At 35.9% G+C, this 17,490-nt stretch carries 16 protein-coding genes and 1 other annotated feature (1 of these 17 only partly in view); of the genes, 7 read left to right on the forward strand and 9 right to left on the reverse strand.

From position 1 onward, the window contains the following. The first annotated feature begins 51 nt into the window (after window positions 1-51). The 3 genes from DPQ31_RS25035 to DPQ31_RS25045 all read left to right on the forward strand — a co-directional run bounded on the left by DPQ31_RS25035 (window position 52) and on the right by DPQ31_RS25045 (window position 2,405). Window positions 52-375 carry a MazG nucleotide pyrophosphohydrolase domain-containing protein gene (locus tag DPQ31_RS25035; RefSeq protein ID WP_000355745.1) on the forward strand — a complete coding sequence of 108 codons (324 nt, stop codon included), beginning with the start codon at window positions 52-54 and terminating at the stop codon, window positions 373-375. 53 nt (window positions 376-428) lie between these two features. Then, window positions 429-935 carry a ferritin gene (locus tag DPQ31_RS25040; protein WP_000949410.1) on the forward strand — a complete coding sequence of 169 codons (507 nt, stop codon included), beginning with the start codon at window positions 429-431 and terminating at the stop codon, window positions 933-935. A gap of 300 nt (window positions 936-1,235) precedes the next feature. After that, window positions 1,236-2,405, forward strand: coding sequence for a DUF418 domain-containing protein (locus tag DPQ31_RS25045; RefSeq protein WP_208731148.1), 1,170 nt, complete (start codon window positions 1,236-1,238; stop codon window positions 2,403-2,405). Window positions 2,406-2,449: 44 nt separating this feature from the next. Here DPQ31_RS25045 and DPQ31_RS25050 read toward each other — a convergent pair whose 3' ends face one another. The 4 genes from DPQ31_RS25050 to DPQ31_RS25065 all read right to left on the reverse strand — a co-directional run bounded on the left by DPQ31_RS25050 (window position 2,450) and on the right by DPQ31_RS25065 (window position 8,873). After that, window positions 2,450-3,631, reverse strand: coding sequence for a NupC/NupG family nucleoside CNT transporter (locus tag DPQ31_RS25050; RefSeq protein ID WP_000706852.1), 1,182 nt, complete (start codon window positions 3,629-3,631; stop codon window positions 2,450-2,452). Between the two features lie 499 nt (window positions 3,632-4,130). Beyond that, entirely contained in the window at window positions 4,131-5,312 is a 1,182-nt protein-coding gene (locus DPQ31_RS25055; protein WP_000673857.1) for a NupC/NupG family nucleoside CNT transporter, read from the reverse strand. A 354-nt stretch (window positions 5,313-5,666) separates the two neighbouring features. Further along, complete coding sequence (locus DPQ31_RS25060) at window positions 5,667-7,109, reverse strand: alanine/glycine:cation symporter family protein (protein ID WP_208731150.1); 1,443 nt, start codon at window positions 7,107-7,109, stop codon at window positions 5,667-5,669. A 333-nt stretch (window positions 7,110-7,442) separates the two neighbouring features. Then, on the reverse strand, window positions 7,443-8,873 hold the full coding sequence (locus DPQ31_RS25065) for an alanine/glycine:cation symporter family protein (RefSeq protein ID WP_001022883.1): 1,431 nt from the start codon (window positions 8,871-8,873) through the stop codon (window positions 7,443-7,445). 303 nt (window positions 8,874-9,176) lie between these two features. Between DPQ31_RS25065 and DPQ31_RS25070 the strand changes: the two genes are divergently transcribed. Next, complete coding sequence (locus DPQ31_RS25070; protein WP_098637282.1) at window positions 9,177-9,815, forward strand: NAD(P)-dependent oxidoreductase; 639 nt, start codon at window positions 9,177-9,179, stop codon at window positions 9,813-9,815. Between the two features lie 46 nt (window positions 9,816-9,861). Here DPQ31_RS25070 and DPQ31_RS25075 read toward each other — a convergent pair whose 3' ends face one another. The 4 genes from DPQ31_RS25075 to DPQ31_RS25090 form a co-directional block, all read right to left on the reverse strand. Continuing rightward, entirely contained in the window at window positions 9,862-9,993 is a 132-nt protein-coding gene (locus DPQ31_RS25075) for an enterotoxin (protein ID WP_097957450.1), read from the reverse strand. A gap of 53 nt (window positions 9,994-10,046) precedes the next feature. Beyond that, entirely contained in the window at window positions 10,047-10,970 is a 924-nt protein-coding gene (locus DPQ31_RS25080) for a thioester domain-containing protein (protein ID WP_001022548.1), read from the reverse strand. 117 nt (window positions 10,971-11,087) lie between these two features. Then, the gene (locus DPQ31_RS25085; protein WP_000793554.1) at window positions 11,088-11,927 is read right to left on the reverse strand and encodes an aldo/keto reductase; all 840 of its coding nucleotides are present in this window, start codon (window positions 11,925-11,927) and stop codon (window positions 11,088-11,090) included. 16 nt (window positions 11,928-11,943) lie between these two features. Beyond that, entirely contained in the window at window positions 11,944-13,107 is a 1,164-nt protein-coding gene (locus DPQ31_RS25090; RefSeq protein WP_176518743.1) for an MFS transporter, read from the reverse strand. A gap of 373 nt (window positions 13,108-13,480) precedes the next feature. On the opposite strand from DPQ31_RS25090, the gene DPQ31_RS25095 reads away from it, so the two are divergent. The 3 genes from DPQ31_RS25095 to DPQ31_RS25105 all read left to right on the forward strand — a co-directional run bounded on the left by DPQ31_RS25095 (window position 13,481) and on the right by DPQ31_RS25105 (window position 15,924). Beyond that, the gene (locus DPQ31_RS25095) at window positions 13,481-13,825 is read left to right on the forward strand and encodes a winged helix-turn-helix transcriptional regulator (protein ID WP_000760481.1); all 345 of its coding nucleotides are present in this window, start codon (window positions 13,481-13,483) and stop codon (window positions 13,823-13,825) included. A 435-nt stretch (window positions 13,826-14,260) separates the two neighbouring features. Beyond that, window positions 14,261-14,701, forward strand: coding sequence for a DUF1641 domain-containing protein (locus DPQ31_RS25100; RefSeq protein ID WP_001115309.1), 441 nt, complete (start codon window positions 14,261-14,263; stop codon window positions 14,699-14,701). A 44-nt stretch (window positions 14,702-14,745) separates the two neighbouring features. Next, window positions 14,746-15,924 carry an NAD(P)/FAD-dependent oxidoreductase gene (locus DPQ31_RS25105; RefSeq protein ID WP_000043190.1) on the forward strand — a complete coding sequence of 393 codons (1,179 nt, stop codon included), beginning with the start codon at window positions 14,746-14,748 and terminating at the stop codon, window positions 15,922-15,924. 196 nt (window positions 15,925-16,120) lie between these two features. Here DPQ31_RS25105 and tyrS read toward each other — a convergent pair whose 3' ends face one another. Continuing rightward, entirely contained in the window at window positions 16,121-17,380 is a 1,260-nt protein-coding gene (tyrS, locus tag DPQ31_RS25110) for a tyrosine--tRNA ligase (protein WP_097837641.1), read from the reverse strand. A gap of 52 nt (window positions 17,381-17,432) precedes the next feature. Then, window positions 17,433-17,490: a binding site (T-box leader), on the reverse strand; it runs 159 nt beyond the window's last position.

The following is a 17,490-nucleotide window of genomic DNA, read 5'->3' on the forward strand; positions in this document are numbered from 1 at the left end:
TTGTTATGATACAATTGACATTGTACAACATATTGAGGAGATGAGGAAGGAATGGATATCGTTGCATTTCAAAGATGGGTTGAGGAATTTTACGAAAAACGAAGCTGGTCACAGTATAATGCCTTTATTCGCTTAAATTTCTTAACTGAAGAAGTTGGAGAAGTTTCACGAGTTGTTCGCGCTATTGAAATCGGCCGCGATCGTCCTGATGAAGATGCGAAAACAGAAGAAGAGCTAAAACAAGAACTAAAAGAAGAACTTGGTGATGTACTATCTAACCTTATTATTCTTTCGCAAAAATATGATTTGGATTTACAAGACATTATGGACGCACACGTCACAAAGCTTTCGAAAAGGTTCGAAGCACTCAAATGAGAATATTATCAACTATGGTATAATATTCTTGTCACAATACTAAGGGGGATTTTATGTTATCTAAAAAATTGCATAACGCATTAAATGAACAAATGAACTTTGAATTTTACTCTGCCCACGCCTATATGGCAATGGCTGCTTACTGTACAGCTGAGAGCTATGATGGATTCGCTAACTTTTTCCTTGTACAAGCTGAAGAAGAGCGTTTCCACGCAATGAAGCTTTACAACTATATTAACGACCGCGGTGAGCGCGCTATTATTACTGGATTCGATAATCCAAATAACGAATACGAATCTGTATTGAACGCTTTTGAAGTCGCACTTGAGCACGAGCGTGAAGTAACGAAACGTATTTATCACTTATCTGATATTGCTTGGGATGAGCGTGAGCATGCAACAATTACATTCTTAAAATGGTTCGTTGATGAGCAAGTAGAAGAAGAAGCTTCATTCGATAGCATCATTCAAAAATTAAAACGTATTACAAGCGATTCAAACGCACTATTTATGCTAGATGCTGAATTAGAGAAACGTACATTTACGCCTCCAACTGAGTAGTATTTTAATCACCTTAATGAATGTATTAAGGTGATTTTTTTATTTGCTTTCTATCTTAAAATCACCTTAAATTTCCTAGCATTTGACATAGAACTAGTTAATAAATGGTATTATTTTCAATATAAAGTGAAACTTTGATCCGTGGGGGGTTCGTTCATCCACCACGGATTATTAGTTGAACTAATCGGGTCTTTACAGGCAGTTGATCTCCCACCTAACCTCTTTGCCCCCGCCAAATTTTGAGGTGGGAGTCTTACTGCTCGTTAATGCGGGATAAAACAATATGTGAGGAGAGAAAAAATGAATCAACGTGTAGAAGCTGTTGATGCAATTCGTGGTTTCGCTTTATTTGGCATTTTACTTGTTAATATAACATTAATTCAATTCGGGTTATTCGCTAATGAAAAACCCACTTATATTTTCGGAAAACTCGATGAGAGTGCTAATTGGTTTATTCAATTTTTCGGCACACAAAATTTCATTTCCCTATTCTCTTTTTTATTTGGGCTTAGCATTATTTTGTTACAAAAAAGTATTATCGCAAAAGGAAAAAAGTTTTTCCCCACATATATAAGACGTATTAGCATTCTTTTACTACTAGGTTTCATTCACGGTACCTTTATTTGGTCCGGAGATATTTTATTTGCATACGGACTTATCGGGATTTTCTTAATGATGTTTATAAATAGAAAACCAAAAACATTATTGATTTGGGCAACTATTCTACTCGCACTCATTACACTTATGTCTTATCAAACTGATCCAAATACAAATATTAATGATTTTGCTCCTTATGTTGAAAAAGAGCATAAAGTTCATGAAACTGGAAGCTATATGGATCATGTCAACTTTAGGTTAACTGAAAGTCCTTTCGATTATATTGGGATTAACGGTTTCTTCGGACTAGTTTTCATATCAATTTTCGCAATAATTTTTATGTCCCCACTTTTCTTACTCGGAATGTATGTAGGAAAAAAGGGCTGGCTATTTGAGATTGATAAACACATACCTTCTATCAAAAAGATTTGGCTTATCACTGGTATTTTCTCTTTTACAATTAAAATCTTAGCCGTGTTCGTAAAGCATCCAATTTTAATTATGTTACACGATGGCCTTACATCAGTAACCATGACATTCTTTTACGGAAGCACCATTATTTTATTATTCCATTACAAAAAAGCATCGCGCTTACTAACATATATGGCGAATATGGGGAAAATGTCGGTTAGTAATTACTTAGCTCAATCCATTATCACAACAACAATTTTTTACGCATACGGCTTTGACTTATTCGGCAAAATCGGATATTTCTTCGGTATTCTTTTGACCATTGGAATTTATACAATTCAATTATTCGTTAGCACCTATTGGCTACAGAAATACCGAATGGGCCCTATAGAATATGCGTGGAGAATGGGAACTTATTTAGAGAGACCACGATTTAAAAAAGACTTGGATAAAGCAAGTTAAACAAAAAAAGCAATGAGCCTACGCTCATTGCTTTTCTTAATTTATTAAAGCATAACCCCAACAATAATCGCTGATAATATACTTACTAACGTTGCACCGTATACAAGTTTTAGTCCGAATGATGATACAACATTTGCTTGTTTGCCATCGATACTCTTTGTTGCACCTGCGATAATTCCGATAGATGAGAAGTTCGCAAATGATACAAGGAAGATAGATAAAATACCTACTGTACGAGTTGATAAATCACCAGCTACTTTTCCAAGGTCAAGCATTGCAACGAATTCGTTCGTTACTAATTTTGTTGCCATAATTTGTCCCGCTGCTAGCATCTCTGATGTTGGAATACCCATTACGAATGCTAATGGTGAGAAGATATATCCTAAAATGCTTTGGAATGTGATTCCGAAAATTGAATCGAATACACCGTTAATTGCTGTAATTAATGCTACGAAACCGATTAACATCGCCGCTACTGTTACAGCGATAGAGAAACCAAGCATAATATATTCGCCTAACATTTCAAAGAATGTTTGTTTCTTATCTTCTTGTAATTCTAAAATATCGTCTTCTTCTTTCACTTCATATGGATTGATAATATGAACGATAATGAATCCACTAAATAAGTTTAATACAAGTGCTGTTACTACATATTTTGGATCAATCATTTTCATATAAGAACCGACGATTGACATTGATACTGTTGACATTGAAGATGCACAAAGTGTGTATAAACGATTTTTCGGTAATTTGCTTAATTGATCTTTTACTGTAATAAATACTTCACCTTGACCAACAATTGCAGCTGCTACCGCATTATATGATTCTAGTTTTCCTAAACCGTTAATTTTACTTAGTACGAAACCGACTGCACGAATGATAATCGGTAAAACTTTAATATGTTGCAAGATCCCAATTAATACCGCTAAGAAAATAATCGGTAATAATACTGTTAAGAAGAATGGTGCTTGTCCATCGTTCGCTAAACCACCAAATACGAAATTAACCCCAGCTTCCGCAAATTTTAAAATAGCGCCAAATCCATCTGCAATCCCTTTTACTAATACAAATCCGACCTTTGTATTTAATAAGAAATACGCAAGTACCAATTGAATGACAAGCATAAGTGCAATTGGCTTATATTTAATTTTCTTACGATCTGAACTTATAAGGAAACCTAGTACAAACACTACAAGTAAACCGACTAGAAACATTACTATTTTCATATGTGAATCCTCCACTTCTCCCACGAGTTATTGGTCGTATAACGTATAACGAATGACGTCTGACCATTGATGTTAAAAAAATTTAAAACCCCTAAATACTATTCAACTGTTATCTAAAATCAGTAAGCGTTTACATAAATTGCAATTTATAAAAGGTAGCCTCTTCTCTCCTACCGTATTAAAAGTCTGAAATTGATACCACCTACAAATCAAATTGTAAGCGTTATCTAGAAGAAATGCAATATAAATTTTAAAAGATTTTCATATGTTAATATGTTCCTAATTAATTGGTTTTTTTATGTAAATTTACCATAAAAAACGGCCCTAGCTATGAGCTAGAACCATCCTTTTTTATCCCGCATTAACTGGCAGTAAGATCCCACCTCAAAATGCAGCGAAAGCAAAGAAGTTAGGTGAGGGATCAACTGCCCGTAAATGCCCGATTGGTTCAACTAATAATCACTGGGGGATGAAGCCCCCCACTGATTAAAGTTTCACTTTATAGCATAACACCAACGATAATCGCTGATAATATACTTACTAATGTCGCACCATACACAAGGCGTAAACCGAATGATGATACAACATTTGATTGGTTTTCATCGATACCTTTCGTTGCACCTGCGATAATTCCAATTGATGAGAAGTTCGCAAATGATACAAGGAATACAGAAAGAATACCTACTGTACGAGCTGATAAATCACCAGCTACTTTGCCAAGATCAAGCATCGCAACAAACTCGTTTGATACTAATTTTGTTGCCATAATTTGTCCCGCTGTTACCATCTCTGCTTGCGGGATACCCATTACGAATGCTAATGGTGAGAAAATATATCCTAAAATAGCTTGGAATGTAATACCGAACACTGAATCAAACAAGCTATTGATCGCTGTAATTAATGCTACGAAACCAAGTAACATTGCTGCTACCGTAATTGCAATCGTGAAACCAAGCATAATATATTCGCTTAACATTTCAAAGAATGATTGCTTTTTCTTATTTTCTAACTTCAGTGTATCTTCTTCTTCCGTAATATCGTACGGGTTAATAATATGAATAATAATGAAACCACTAAATAAATTTAATACAAGTGCTGTTACTACATATTTTGGCTCGATCATTTTCATATAAGAACCAACGATTGACATCGATACTGTTGACATTGAAGATGCACATAATGTATATAAACGATGTTTTGGGATTTTACTTAATTGATCTTTTACTGTAATAAATACTTCCGCTTGTCCAACAATTGCAGCTGCTACTGCATTATATGATTCTAATTTCCCTAAACCATTTACTTTACTTAACAAAGTACCAATAGCACGAATAAATATCGGTAAAATCTTAAAGTGTTGTAGAATTCCGATTAATACTGCGAAGAATACGATTGGTAATAATGCAGTTAAGAAGAATGAAACTTCTCCTTTATTAACAAGGCCACCAAATACGAAAACGATTCCAGCTTCCGCATACCCAAGAAGTGCGCCAAATCCATCTGAAATTCCTTTTACTAAAATATAACCCACTTGCGTATTTAATAAGAAATACGATAATGCTAACTGAATTACAAGCATGAGTGCGATTGGTTTATACTTAATCTTCTTTCGATCGGCACTTATAAGAAAACCGAGTACGAATACAACGAGTAATCCTACAAGAAACATAACAAACTTCATTAATAAAATCCTCCATTTAACTCTTCATTAACGTTGAACGTCTGACCATTCAAAACAAGAAATAATCCGAACTTTCCATTTCTCCACCAAAACACTTAACTGGATATGAAAAATCATAAAACCTCTTGTCTCAAAGGCATTTTCCATTCTATCATAAATCCCAACTCATATCCGCACTTTTCTAAAAAAAATTACATTTTATTATAAAAACCTCATTAATGTTCGTCTTTTGCCCCTTTCTCCTATTTTATAACTATACAAAAAACGAGCATCAAATTTCACTGATGCTCGTTCCATATTTTATCCCGCTATTTGCCGGGCAGTAAAACTCCCACTGATTAAAGTTTCACTTTATTATACAACTTTTTCTTTATCTGCTACTTCCGGCTTATCCCAACACTCTGTATTGTTCAACCCTGGAATAGACTCCGCATAAAAGACTGGATCTTTTCCTTGTTTCTTTTGCTTTACGTAATCTGATAACGCTGCGAAGGCGTACTTTGAAAGGAATACAATTGCCACTAAGTTAATAACAGCCATAATCCCCATAAATAAATCTGCTAAGTCCCAAACGATTTGAATTGTTGCTACAGACCCTAACATAACCATACCAAGTACAGCAATGCGGTATGCCGTTAATAACACTTTACTTCCATTTAAGAACTCAATATTTGTTTCACCATAGTAATAGTTACCTACTAATGAGCTGAATGCAAACAAGAAGATTGCAACCGCTACAAATACAGATGCCCACGGTCCGATATGTTGGCTTAACGCTTGTTGCGTTAATTGAATTCCATTTAAATCAGCTGCACCAGGTACATCAGATAATAAAATGATGAACGCTGTACAACTACAAATTAATAATGTATCTGTAAATACCCCTAAAGTTTGAATGAAACCTTGTTTAACTGGGTGCGTTACGTTCGCAGTCGCTGCTGCGTTCGGTGCACTACCCATACCAGCTTCATTTGAGAATAATCCACGTTTTACTCCTAGTAAAATCGCAGCTCCTAGTCCCCCACCAACTACTTCTTTAATTCCGAATGCATGTAAGAAGATTTCTTTAAATACATACGGAATTGCCGTAATGTTTGTTACAACAACGAATAATGCAACTGCTACATATATAATTGCCATTACCGGAACAATCATTTCAACTGCACGTGCAATTCGCTTAACCCCACCGAAAATAATAATTGCAAGTAAACCAGCCATAAACAGACCTACAAGTCTACTATCCATTTTAAATGCGCCATCAAAAGCTGCCGCTACTGTGTTTGACTGCACTGCATTAAAAATCAATCCGAAACTCACTGTTATTAGAACAGAGAAAACAACACCTAACCAGCGTTTCTTTAAACCCTTTTCCATATAATACGCTGGGCCCCCACGGAATGCGTTCCCATCTTTTACTTTATAAATTTGCGCTAATGTGCTCTCTACAAACGCAGAAGCACCCCCAATTACCGCAATTAACCACATCCAAAATACAGCACCTGGACCACCTGCTGAGATTGCAATAGCTACACCAGCTAAGTTACCAGTACCTACACGAGAAGCTGTACTCATACAAAATGCTTGGAATGATGATACACCGCTTTTTTCTTTTTGCGCTTTTCTTGTCTTTGAACTCGCCCCGTCCCCAAGTAGGCGAATCATTTCTCCGAAGTAGCGAATTTGGACGAATTTCACACGAAATGAAAAATAGAGTCCTAATCCAATTAACATCGCAATAATAATATATGACCAAAGGACATTATTTACATCCCCAATTACTTTAGCTAAAAAATCCATAATCGAATTGCCCCCTCTTCCTAACAATAAGAAAATTATATTCTAAAAACTTTTAGTAATCAAGAACTTTATGTTAGGTTTTATGACATGGATAAGTTATATTCCTTAACATATATATGTTTTTCACTTAAAACTATAGCCAATACGTGCATTTATCCACTACTCAATCACTCATCCTATTCGACCAATCATACTTTTAAGACAGTACGTTACCTACAAATAACGAGAGAAATGAACAAACAAAAATTATATTAATAATTACCTTTCACCCTTCTCATCATTTACTGCAACAAAAAAGGCGAGCATCGAATTCCTCTCGATGCTCGCCTTTTCTTATACCGCTTTTTCTTTATCCGTTACCGTTGGCTTATCCCAACACTCTGTGTTCGTTAAACCCGGAATAGAATCTGCACTGAATACTGGATCTTTCCCTTGTTTCTTTTGCTTTACATAGTCTGCCAACGCAGCATACGCAAATCGCCCAAGAAGTGTAATCGCAATTAAGTTTGTAATTACCATTAGACCCATAAATAAATCTGCCATGTTCCATACGACTTTAAGCGTCGCAACAGAACCGAATAATACCATTGCAACTACCGCAATACGGTAAATTGTTAACCAAGCTTTACTTTGTTTAATGAATTCAATATTCGTTTCACCATAATAGTAGTTTCCTAGAAGTGAACTAAATGCAAATAAGAAAATAATAATCGCTAAGAAGCTACTTGCCCACGGGCCGATTTGTGAACTTAATGCATTTTGTGTTAATTCAATACCTTCTAAATTCGTTGCTTTATATGCACCAGAACATAATACGATAAAAGCTGTTGATGTACATACTAAAAATGTATCTACTAAAACCCCGATTGTTTGAATAAAACCTTGTTTCGCTGGATGCGTTACATCAGCTGTTGCTGCCGCATTCGGCGCACTACCCATACCTGCTTCGTTCGCAAATAATCCGCGCTGAATACCAAATTTCATTGCAGCACCGATACCGCCACCTACAGCTGAATCTAAACCGAATGCACCTTTAAAGATTTCTGTAAATACATCTGGTATTAAATAGAAGTTTTTAATAACAACGAAAATAGCTACTGCAATATAAATAAGTGCCATTGGAGGAACAATCATTTCTGACATACGCGCAATACTTTTCACACCGCCAAAAATAATAACCGCAACTAATACCGCTAATACAATCCCAACAACATAACGCTCTAAACCGAATGCATTTTCAAATGCTAACGTAACTGTATTTGCTTGTACTGAGTTGAAAATTAACCCGTAACTAATTGTGATTAGAATAGAGAACCAAATTCCCATCCAACGTTTATTTAAACCTTTTTCCATATAATAAGCAGGACCACCACGGAAGCCACTGCCATCTTTTATTTTATAAATTTGCGCAAGCGTACTTTCCACGAAACTTGAAGACGCCCCGATAATCGCAATAACCCACATCCAAAATACAGCTCCTGGTCCTCCCATAGAAATAGCTAGCGCTACACCAGCTAAGTTTCCGATACCGATACGAGCTGCTGAACTCATACAGAACGCTTGGAAAGAAGATACGCTACCCTTTTTACGTGTCTTACCAGTTAGTCCATCACTCATTAATCGAACCATTTCTCCTAAATGAGTAATTTGTACGAATTTTAATTTAATAGAAAAATAAAGCCCTAAACCAATTAGCATTGCAATAAGAACATATGACCAAAGAATCGTATTCGTTGATGAAACGAATTGATCTAAAATATTCATACAATTAACCCCTCCTTTTCTCCATAAATCGAATTATATTCAAAAAATATTCAAAAATCAACATTTTTCGACACCTTGCGACTTCCAAATATTAGGTTACTCTACATAAATACATCGTTCTTTTATGACTCCACTTTCAGTAGCTGTGCATACTAAAACAAAAAATAATTTCATAAACAACACCATTGACAAAAATATATAACTGTAACTATAATGGTTACATCAGGTTGTAACTAACCTAATTACATTACATTCATTCATTTCAGATATACACTTTAACAAAACACTTTGGAGGGATTTATTATGAAAATCGGAATCATTGGAGCAACTGGTAAAGCTGGAAGCCGTATTTTAAAAGAAGCATTAGATCGTGGACATGAAGTTACTGCAATTGTAAGAAATGCTGCAAAAATTACAGAAGAAAATGTAAAAGTTTTAGAGAAAGATGTATTCACTCTTACATCTAACGATCTACAAGCATTCGATGTAGTTGTAAATGCATTCGGTGCTCCAGCAGGACAAGAACACCTTCACGTAGATGCAGGAAATGTACTGATTGAAGCTGTGAAAGGTGCACCAAATACAAAATTACTTGTAGTTGGCGGAGCTGGAAGCTTATTTGTAGACGAAGAGAAAACAACACGTGTATTTGATACACCAGGTTTCCCGGACGAATACCTTGCAACAGCTCAAAACCAAGGTAAAAACTTAGAAATCTTGCAACAAACAAATGACATCACTTGGACATTCATCAGCCCTTCTGCACTATTCGCATTAGGAAAACGCACTGGCTCTTACACAGCTGGTAAAGACAATCTTCTTGTTAACTCAAAAGGCGATAGCTATGTAAGTTACGAAGACTTCGCAGTAGCAGCACTTGATGAAATCGAAAATCCAAAACATGTGAACGAACGCTTCACAGTAGTTTCTGAAGCTGAATAATAAGAAAAAGCTCGTAAAACATAATGTTTTACGAGCTTTTTTATTTTTAAGCTTTTACCTCTTGTATACCTTCTATTCTTTCGAAACCTTGTTTCGTAATTTTAAAGAATACGTCATGTATACCATACTCAAATAACATACCATTAAATTGTTCTGTCAATGCTTTCGTATTTTCCATTCCTTCTAATCCATGTATATAAAAAGCATCGGCAAATGCCAATGCTTTTTATACTATCTTTTAATTTGATTTGGTTTATGTGGTTCGTTTGGAGTATACGGTTTATTCGGTTTCTGTGGTCCTTCAGACTTTTTCCAACTCACCGCTAATTCCGGACTTGTTTTCTCTTCACTACGTTCTAATAATACAACCGCATTTTGAATCGTCGGTGTTCCTTTATGCGCAATCCCTTGTAATTTCGTTAAATTTCCTGATACTTTAAAGCTAAATCCACCTGCTGGTGTTTGTTTTGGAATTAAAATGCGGAACTTTTCTCCTACATTAAATTCATTTTTTGCTTCGCCTTTTTCATTTACAAATTTCACACCAGCTGGTGCACCTGTTGCTTGCACTTTATACGTTCCGCTTTTTGCATTCGTTTCTACTGTATATAAACCTGTTTCAAAGAAATCATTTTTCAATACTGCTTCTTGTTCTTCTGTAGGAGTTACACTCATCGTAATTTCTTGTAACTCTTCACTCGCATTTGCCTTTGCAACTATGTCTTTCGTTACTTTCTCTACGTTTTTATTACGGAAATCTAAATCGTTAATATCGATTTGTTTTAATGCATTCCATACTGCAAGCTGTGTTGCGTAATGCGCTTCTCTCCAATCGGAAACGCCTAATTCTTGCGGACTCTTTTGTGGATATCCATTTAATAGTACACGGTATACGTTAATATCCACTTTTCCCATTTCCGGTAAATCTTGACCACTTGGAGATTTCAAATCTACATTTAAGCAAAATGCAATTTTTCCATCTGCCGTTTTAATAAGCTCTGTTCGGATTGGTCTTTTCTTTGACTTACTATAACTCCAATCCATTTCATACTTTGTATGGTCCATAACTTCTGCAAATGCTTTTTGAAGTGGGAATAATACAAATAAGACACTTAAAAACACAGCTAAAAGTTTGAACGATTGCTTTATATTCATGTTCACAGCCCCTTAATAACAAACTTAATACTAAGTAGTATTTAATTAGAAAATATTTTTATGCACACAAAAAAAAGAGTGCAATAAAAGCACTCTTTTTTCTTTCCTACTTTAATCTTAGAAATCGAAGTTATCAGGATCTGGACCAACGCGGTGATTTTGGTTTAATGCATCGATTTTTTCCATATCTTCTTTTGTTAATTCGAAGTTAAATACATCAGCATTTGCAATAATACGGTGTTCTTTCGTTGATTTTGGAATTGTAATTACTCCATTTTGTAAGTCCCAACGTAAAATAACTTGCGCTGTTGTTTTGCCGTGTTTATCAGCAATTTCTTGTAATGTTTCGTTATCTAATAATTGACCTTGCATAAGTGGTGACCATGCTTCCATTTGAATACCTTGTTCTTTACAGAAAGCTTGTAATTCTTTTTGTGTTAAACGAGGGTGATATTCTACTTGGTTAATCATTGGCTTAATTTCTGCATCTTTCATTACATCTTGTAAGTGATGGATTTGGAAGTTACTTACGCCAATTGCACGTACACGCTCTTCTTTATAAAGTGTTTCTAGCGCTTTCCATGTATCTTTATATTTTCCTTCTACAGGCCAGTGAACAAGGTATAAATCTAAATAATCTAATTCTAATTTTTTTAAGCTCTCTTCATATGCAGCAATTGTTTCGTCATATCCTTGATCTGCGTTCCATACTTTTGAAGTGATAAATAATTCTTCTCTTGAAATACCAGTCGCTTCAATACCTGCACGGATTCCTTCACCTACAGCTTTTTCATTTCCGTAAATTGCAGCTGTATCGATGCTACGGTATCCTGCTTTAATCGCTGATTTAATTGCTTCTACAAGTTCTGGTCCTTCTTCTACTTTAAATACACCTAAACCGAACCAAGGCATTTCTACACCATTATTTAATACTGTTTTACTTTGTAAGTTTTTCATTTTATTTTCTCTCCTTTTATTTTACTTGATCTCTTTTTTCTAATGTCATACTCCATGCTGTTAAAATAACAGCACCTACTACCATAAGGCCGCCTACCCAAGCAGTATGGATTAACCCTAACGAATTCGTTACAAGGCCACCTATATAAGAACCTAAAGCGATTCCTCCGTTAAATGCGGCAATATTAATTGCTGAAGCAACATCAACCGCACTTGGAACAAAGCGCTCTGCCAATATAACTACATATACTTGTAGCCCCGGAACATTCATAAACGCGAATAGTCCCATGAAAATAATTGTGATTAATCCAGCTACTTTAAACGGCGCTGTAAATGTTAAAACAAATAATATAATCGCTTGAATAAGGAACATGTAGAATAGCGCTCGAATTGGATTATGATTCGATAATTTTCCGCCGACCATATTCCCTATCGCAATGGCGATTCCATACACTAATAAAATGATGGTAACGGTACTTGCTTCAAATCCTGTTACTTCTTGTAATAACGGTGATAAATACGTAAATGTTACGAATGTACCGCCGTATCCTAGTGCAGTAATAATGAAAACAAGTAACAGTCTTCCATTTTTAATTAGTTTAAATTGATCACGAAACGATACAGGTACACCATTTTTTAAATTAGATGGGACGAGTATACTATTTGCGATGAAAGCAATAATTCCAATTACAACGATCGCCATAAATGACGCTCTCCAGCCAAACTCTTGACCGATAAATGTTCCAATTGGCACACCAGTAATAGTCGCGACTGTTAATCCAGTAAACATAATCGCAATTGCGCTAGCACGTTTATTCTCTGGTACGATTGCAGCCGCAATTGTAGATCCTATCGACATAAACACACCGTGTGCAAATGCAGCTACAATCCTTGCGATAATTAATACAGTGAAGCTTGTTGCTACCGCCGCAATGCCATTACCAATAATGAAAATAACCATAATCCACATTAATAATGTCTTTCGCGACATACGAGCCGTTAACGCTGTTAAAACAGGAGCTCCTACTGCCGCTCCTAACGCATATAAGGAAACCGTTAAACCAGCTGTTGTAACCGAGACATTTAAATCTTTTGAAATAGATGGTAGTAAACCGACACTAATAAACTCGGTCGTACCAATCCCAAACGCACTAATTGCTAGTGCTAATAAAGCAAACATACTTCTTCGATTCGTCTGAACTTCCGAAGATGGTACTGTATATGAACTCAATTGAATTCCTCCTTATTACAAGAAATCCAATCATAATAGTATGATAAAAGGGCCCTTCTATCTTCTAAAACATATATTTCATACTTACAAATGCTATTATGAATGGTTTCATTCTTTTTTTGAAGAACGCACTTTAAAGTACGATAGGCACCAAAAAGTAACATAGTCACTTTTCAGTACCGTACTACTCATTTGCCTCTTACATGTGCTATTATGAAACATATTTAACATAATAAAAAGTACGTACTTTAAAGTGCTATAGGTACTAAAAAGTAACATTTATATTATTTAACTTACTTTGCTCACAAAAGGAGGGTTTCATATGAAGAAATACAATATTCCTGTAGAGGCGACTTTAGAAGTTATCGGCGGCAAATGGAAAGTTGTTATTCTTTGTCACTTAACGAAAGGTACAAAGAGAACGAGTGAACTAAAACGCTCAATGCCTGGTATTACACAAAAAATGTTAACGCAGCAATTACGTGAATTAGAAGACGACGGCGTTATTCAAAGAAAAGTATACAATCAAGTCCCACCAAAAGTAGAATATTCTCTTACTGATTACGGTTGGTCTTTAGAATCGATTCTTGATTCTCTTTGTTCTTGGGGCGAATGCCATCTTGAAAAAGAAGGTAACACATCGATGCTAATTGCGGAAGGTGAATAATAGGAAAAAGGAAAAAACGAACATGAATTTGTTCGTTTTTTCCTTTTTTTCTATATATATATGTACATTTCTAACTGAAACAAAATATTTTATACGCTTTCATACCTTGTCAGCACTACGTTATACACTCAATATCAAATAATTAGGAATCATTTTTATGTTAACATAGGTGTATATAGTATATAATATAGGATATATATTATATACACTTTCCGGTAACGGAGCTTTTCCATTATGCGGACAAGCCATATATCGGACAGTTCATAAATAATAAGTAAGACGTTATGGTTTTAGATTTATGTTTGCAGCTTAGTTGCTGTCATAAATTTAAAGGCATTTTATTGTGTTTTGTGAAACTTTGTATAAAGTTTCGTAAACGGTTACTATCTTACTTATAAAAAATAAGAGTATTGCTATCGTAAAGGAGAATTGGAGATGCCAGAAACTATGACTCAAACAAAGCCAGAACAAGAAACTGTACAAATTTCTGCTAGCCAAGGACAACTTGATGTACTTGATCAGTTGTTAAAACCTGAGGTACAAGAATCATTAACAACACTAGTAGAACAGCTTCCAAAATTAACTGAGCTTGTTAACATTTTAACTAAGTCTTATGACTTTGCTCAAACTGTTGCTACTGATGAAGTATTAAAAAGCGACACTGTTGGTGCAATCACAGAGCTTGTAGAGCCTGTAAAAGATACAGTGAAAAGCATGGCTGCAACTGCAATCGAAGCGAAAGATCGTGCTGACGAAAGCAACGAAGTTATCGGCCTATTCGGTCTATTAAAATTACTAAAAGACCCACAAGCACAAAAAATGTTCCGCTTTGTGAACGCATATCTTCAAATTAGTGCAGAACGTAACAATAAATAATTTAACTTATAACAACAATTAGTAAAGACGGGGGATATCATACTATGTCAAAACAAATTGTCATCTTAGGCGCTGGTTATGGCGGTCTTCTTGCCGCTTTAAACGTACGTAAATTTTACAGCAAATCAGAAGCACAAGTTACAGTGATTAACCAATACCCAACACACCAAATCATCACTGAACTACATCGCCTTGCAGCTGGTAACGTTGCTGAGCAAGCAATTGCAATGCCACTTACAAAGCTTTTCAAAGGTAAAGATATCGATCTTAAAATCGCAACAGTTGAGTCATTCTCAGTTGATAGCAAAGAAATCAAACTAGCTGGTGGCACTACATTATCTTACGATGCACTTGTAGTTGCTTTAGGAAGTAAAACTGCTTACTTCGGTATTCCAGGACTAGAAGAAAACAGCATGGTATTAAAATCTGCTGCTGATGCAAACAAAATCTACAAACACGTTGAAGACCGTATTCGTGAATACGCGAAAACGAAAAACGAAGCTGATGCTACAATCGTAATCGGTGGTGGCGGATTAACTGGCGTTGAGCTAGTTGGTGAGCTTGCTGACATTATGCCTAAACTTGCAAAAAGCCACGGCGTAAATCCAAAAGAAGTTAAACTTCTTCTTGTTGAAGCAGGTCCAAAAATCCTTCCAGTATTACCAGACCACTTAATCGAACGTGCAACTACTAGCCTAGAAGCACGCGGTGTTACATTCTTAACTGGTCTTCCTGTAACAAACGTTGCTGGCAATGAAATCGACTTAAAAGACGGTCAAAAACTTGTTGCTAACACATTCGTTTGGACAGGCGGCGTACAAGGTAACCCATTAATCGGTGAATCAGGTCTTGAAGTAAACCGTGGTCGTGCAACAGTTGATGCATACCTACAATCTACTTCTCATAAAGACGTATTCGTTGCTGGAGACAGCGCTGTTGTCTTCGCTCCAGACGGACGTCCATACCCACCAACTGCACAAATCGCTTGGCAAATGGGTGAGTTAATTGGATACAACTTATACGCAGCACTAGAAGGCAAAGCATTCGAAGAGTTCGCACCTGTAAACTCTGGAACACTTGCTAGTCTAGGACGTAAAGATGCTGTTGCTACAATTGGAGCAAGCAATACTCCACTTAAAGGCTTACCAGCATCATTAATGAAAGAAGCAAGTAACGTTCGTTACTTATCACACATTAAAGGTCTATTCAGCTTAGCTTACTAATCTGAATATAAGCCCGAATCATGCCCGGCATGGTTCGGGCTATTTTTATCCGTAATATTCTCTACTTACTTATATTCGGCAAAGAGATACTATAACCCTTTTTAATTATCTAAATATACTGACTTTTTTGTGTCGGAATTGTGTATATGAAAAGAGTGAAAGCATCTTTCTTACTTCCACTCTTCTACAAAAATTATTATCCCAATTTCACTAAGCTGTAGTTCTTCTTCCCTTTACGAATAATAATAAATCTTCCATCAAATGAATTTTCTACAGTAACATCCGTACCTACATCCGTTACTTTCTCACCATTCATAGAAATCGCACCGTTATTAATGTCTTCACGAGCTTGACGTCTAGATGGTTCAATCCCTAAATCAACTAGCCACTCTACAATATTTTTCGTCTCTTTGGAAGACTGGAATGTCGGCATCTCTTTAAAGCCTTGTTCAATTTCATCAGCTGTTAACGATTTAATATCTCCGCTAAATAATGCCGAGGTAATTTTCACAGCTTGCAATAATGCCTCTTCTCCATGAACGAATTTCGTCATTTCTTCGCCTAACACTTTTTGCGCTTCACGTTTATGAGGCTCGGCTTCTACCTTCGTTGCCAATTCATCAATTCGCTCTTTCGCTAAGAATGTAAAGTATTTCAAGTATTTAATTACATCACGATCATCTGTATTCACCCAGAACTGGTAAAATTCAAATGGCGTTGTTTTTTCAGCATCAAGCCAAACCGCACCACCTGCTGATTTTCCAAATTTCGTACCGTCTGATTTTAATAATAACGGAATTGTTAGTCCAAATACTTTCGCCTCATGCCCTTCTAACTTACGAATTAAATCTAACCCGCTCGTAATATTTCCCCATTGGTCACTACCACCAATTTGCAGTTGAACATCTTCTTTCGTGTATAAATGATGGAAATCCATCGCTTGCAAGATTTGGTACGTGAATTCTGTAAAAGAAATGCCTGTATCTAAACGACTTGCTACAATATCCTTCGCTAACATGCTATTGATGCTAAAGTTTTTCCCGTAATCACGTAAAAACTCAATAATGTTTATTTCATGTGTCCAGTCGTAGTTATTTACCATCTTCACTTCGCTATTTCCGCCGAAATCAAATAGCTTTTTCATTTGCGCTGTTAACGCATCTACATTATGCTGCACTACTTCTAAAGTTTGCAGTTGACGCTCTGATTGACGTCCACTTGGATCACCAATTGTTCCTGTTGCCCCGCCAATTAAAATAACCGGATGATGACCAGCTAATTGGAATCTCTTCATCATCATAAACGGAATCAAATGTCCGATATGCATACTATCACCAGTCGGATCAACTCCGCAGTATAGTGAAATCTTTTTCTCTTCTACTAACTTACGTAAACCTTCTTCATCCGTCTGTTGATTCACAGCACCGCGCCATTCTAATTCATCAATAATATTCATCTTTTGTCATCCCCTTTATTTTTTAAAAACAAAAAAGCCCCTATGTCTATGACATAGGGACGATTATTCACCGTGTTACCACCCAGTTTGCATAAATAGCATAGCTATTC

The sequence above is a fragment of the Bacillus sp. COPE52 genome (assembly GCF_003355115.1).
GTDB classification, from domain to species: Bacteria; Bacillota; Bacilli; order Bacillales; family Bacillaceae_G; genus Bacillus_A; species Bacillus_A toyonensis.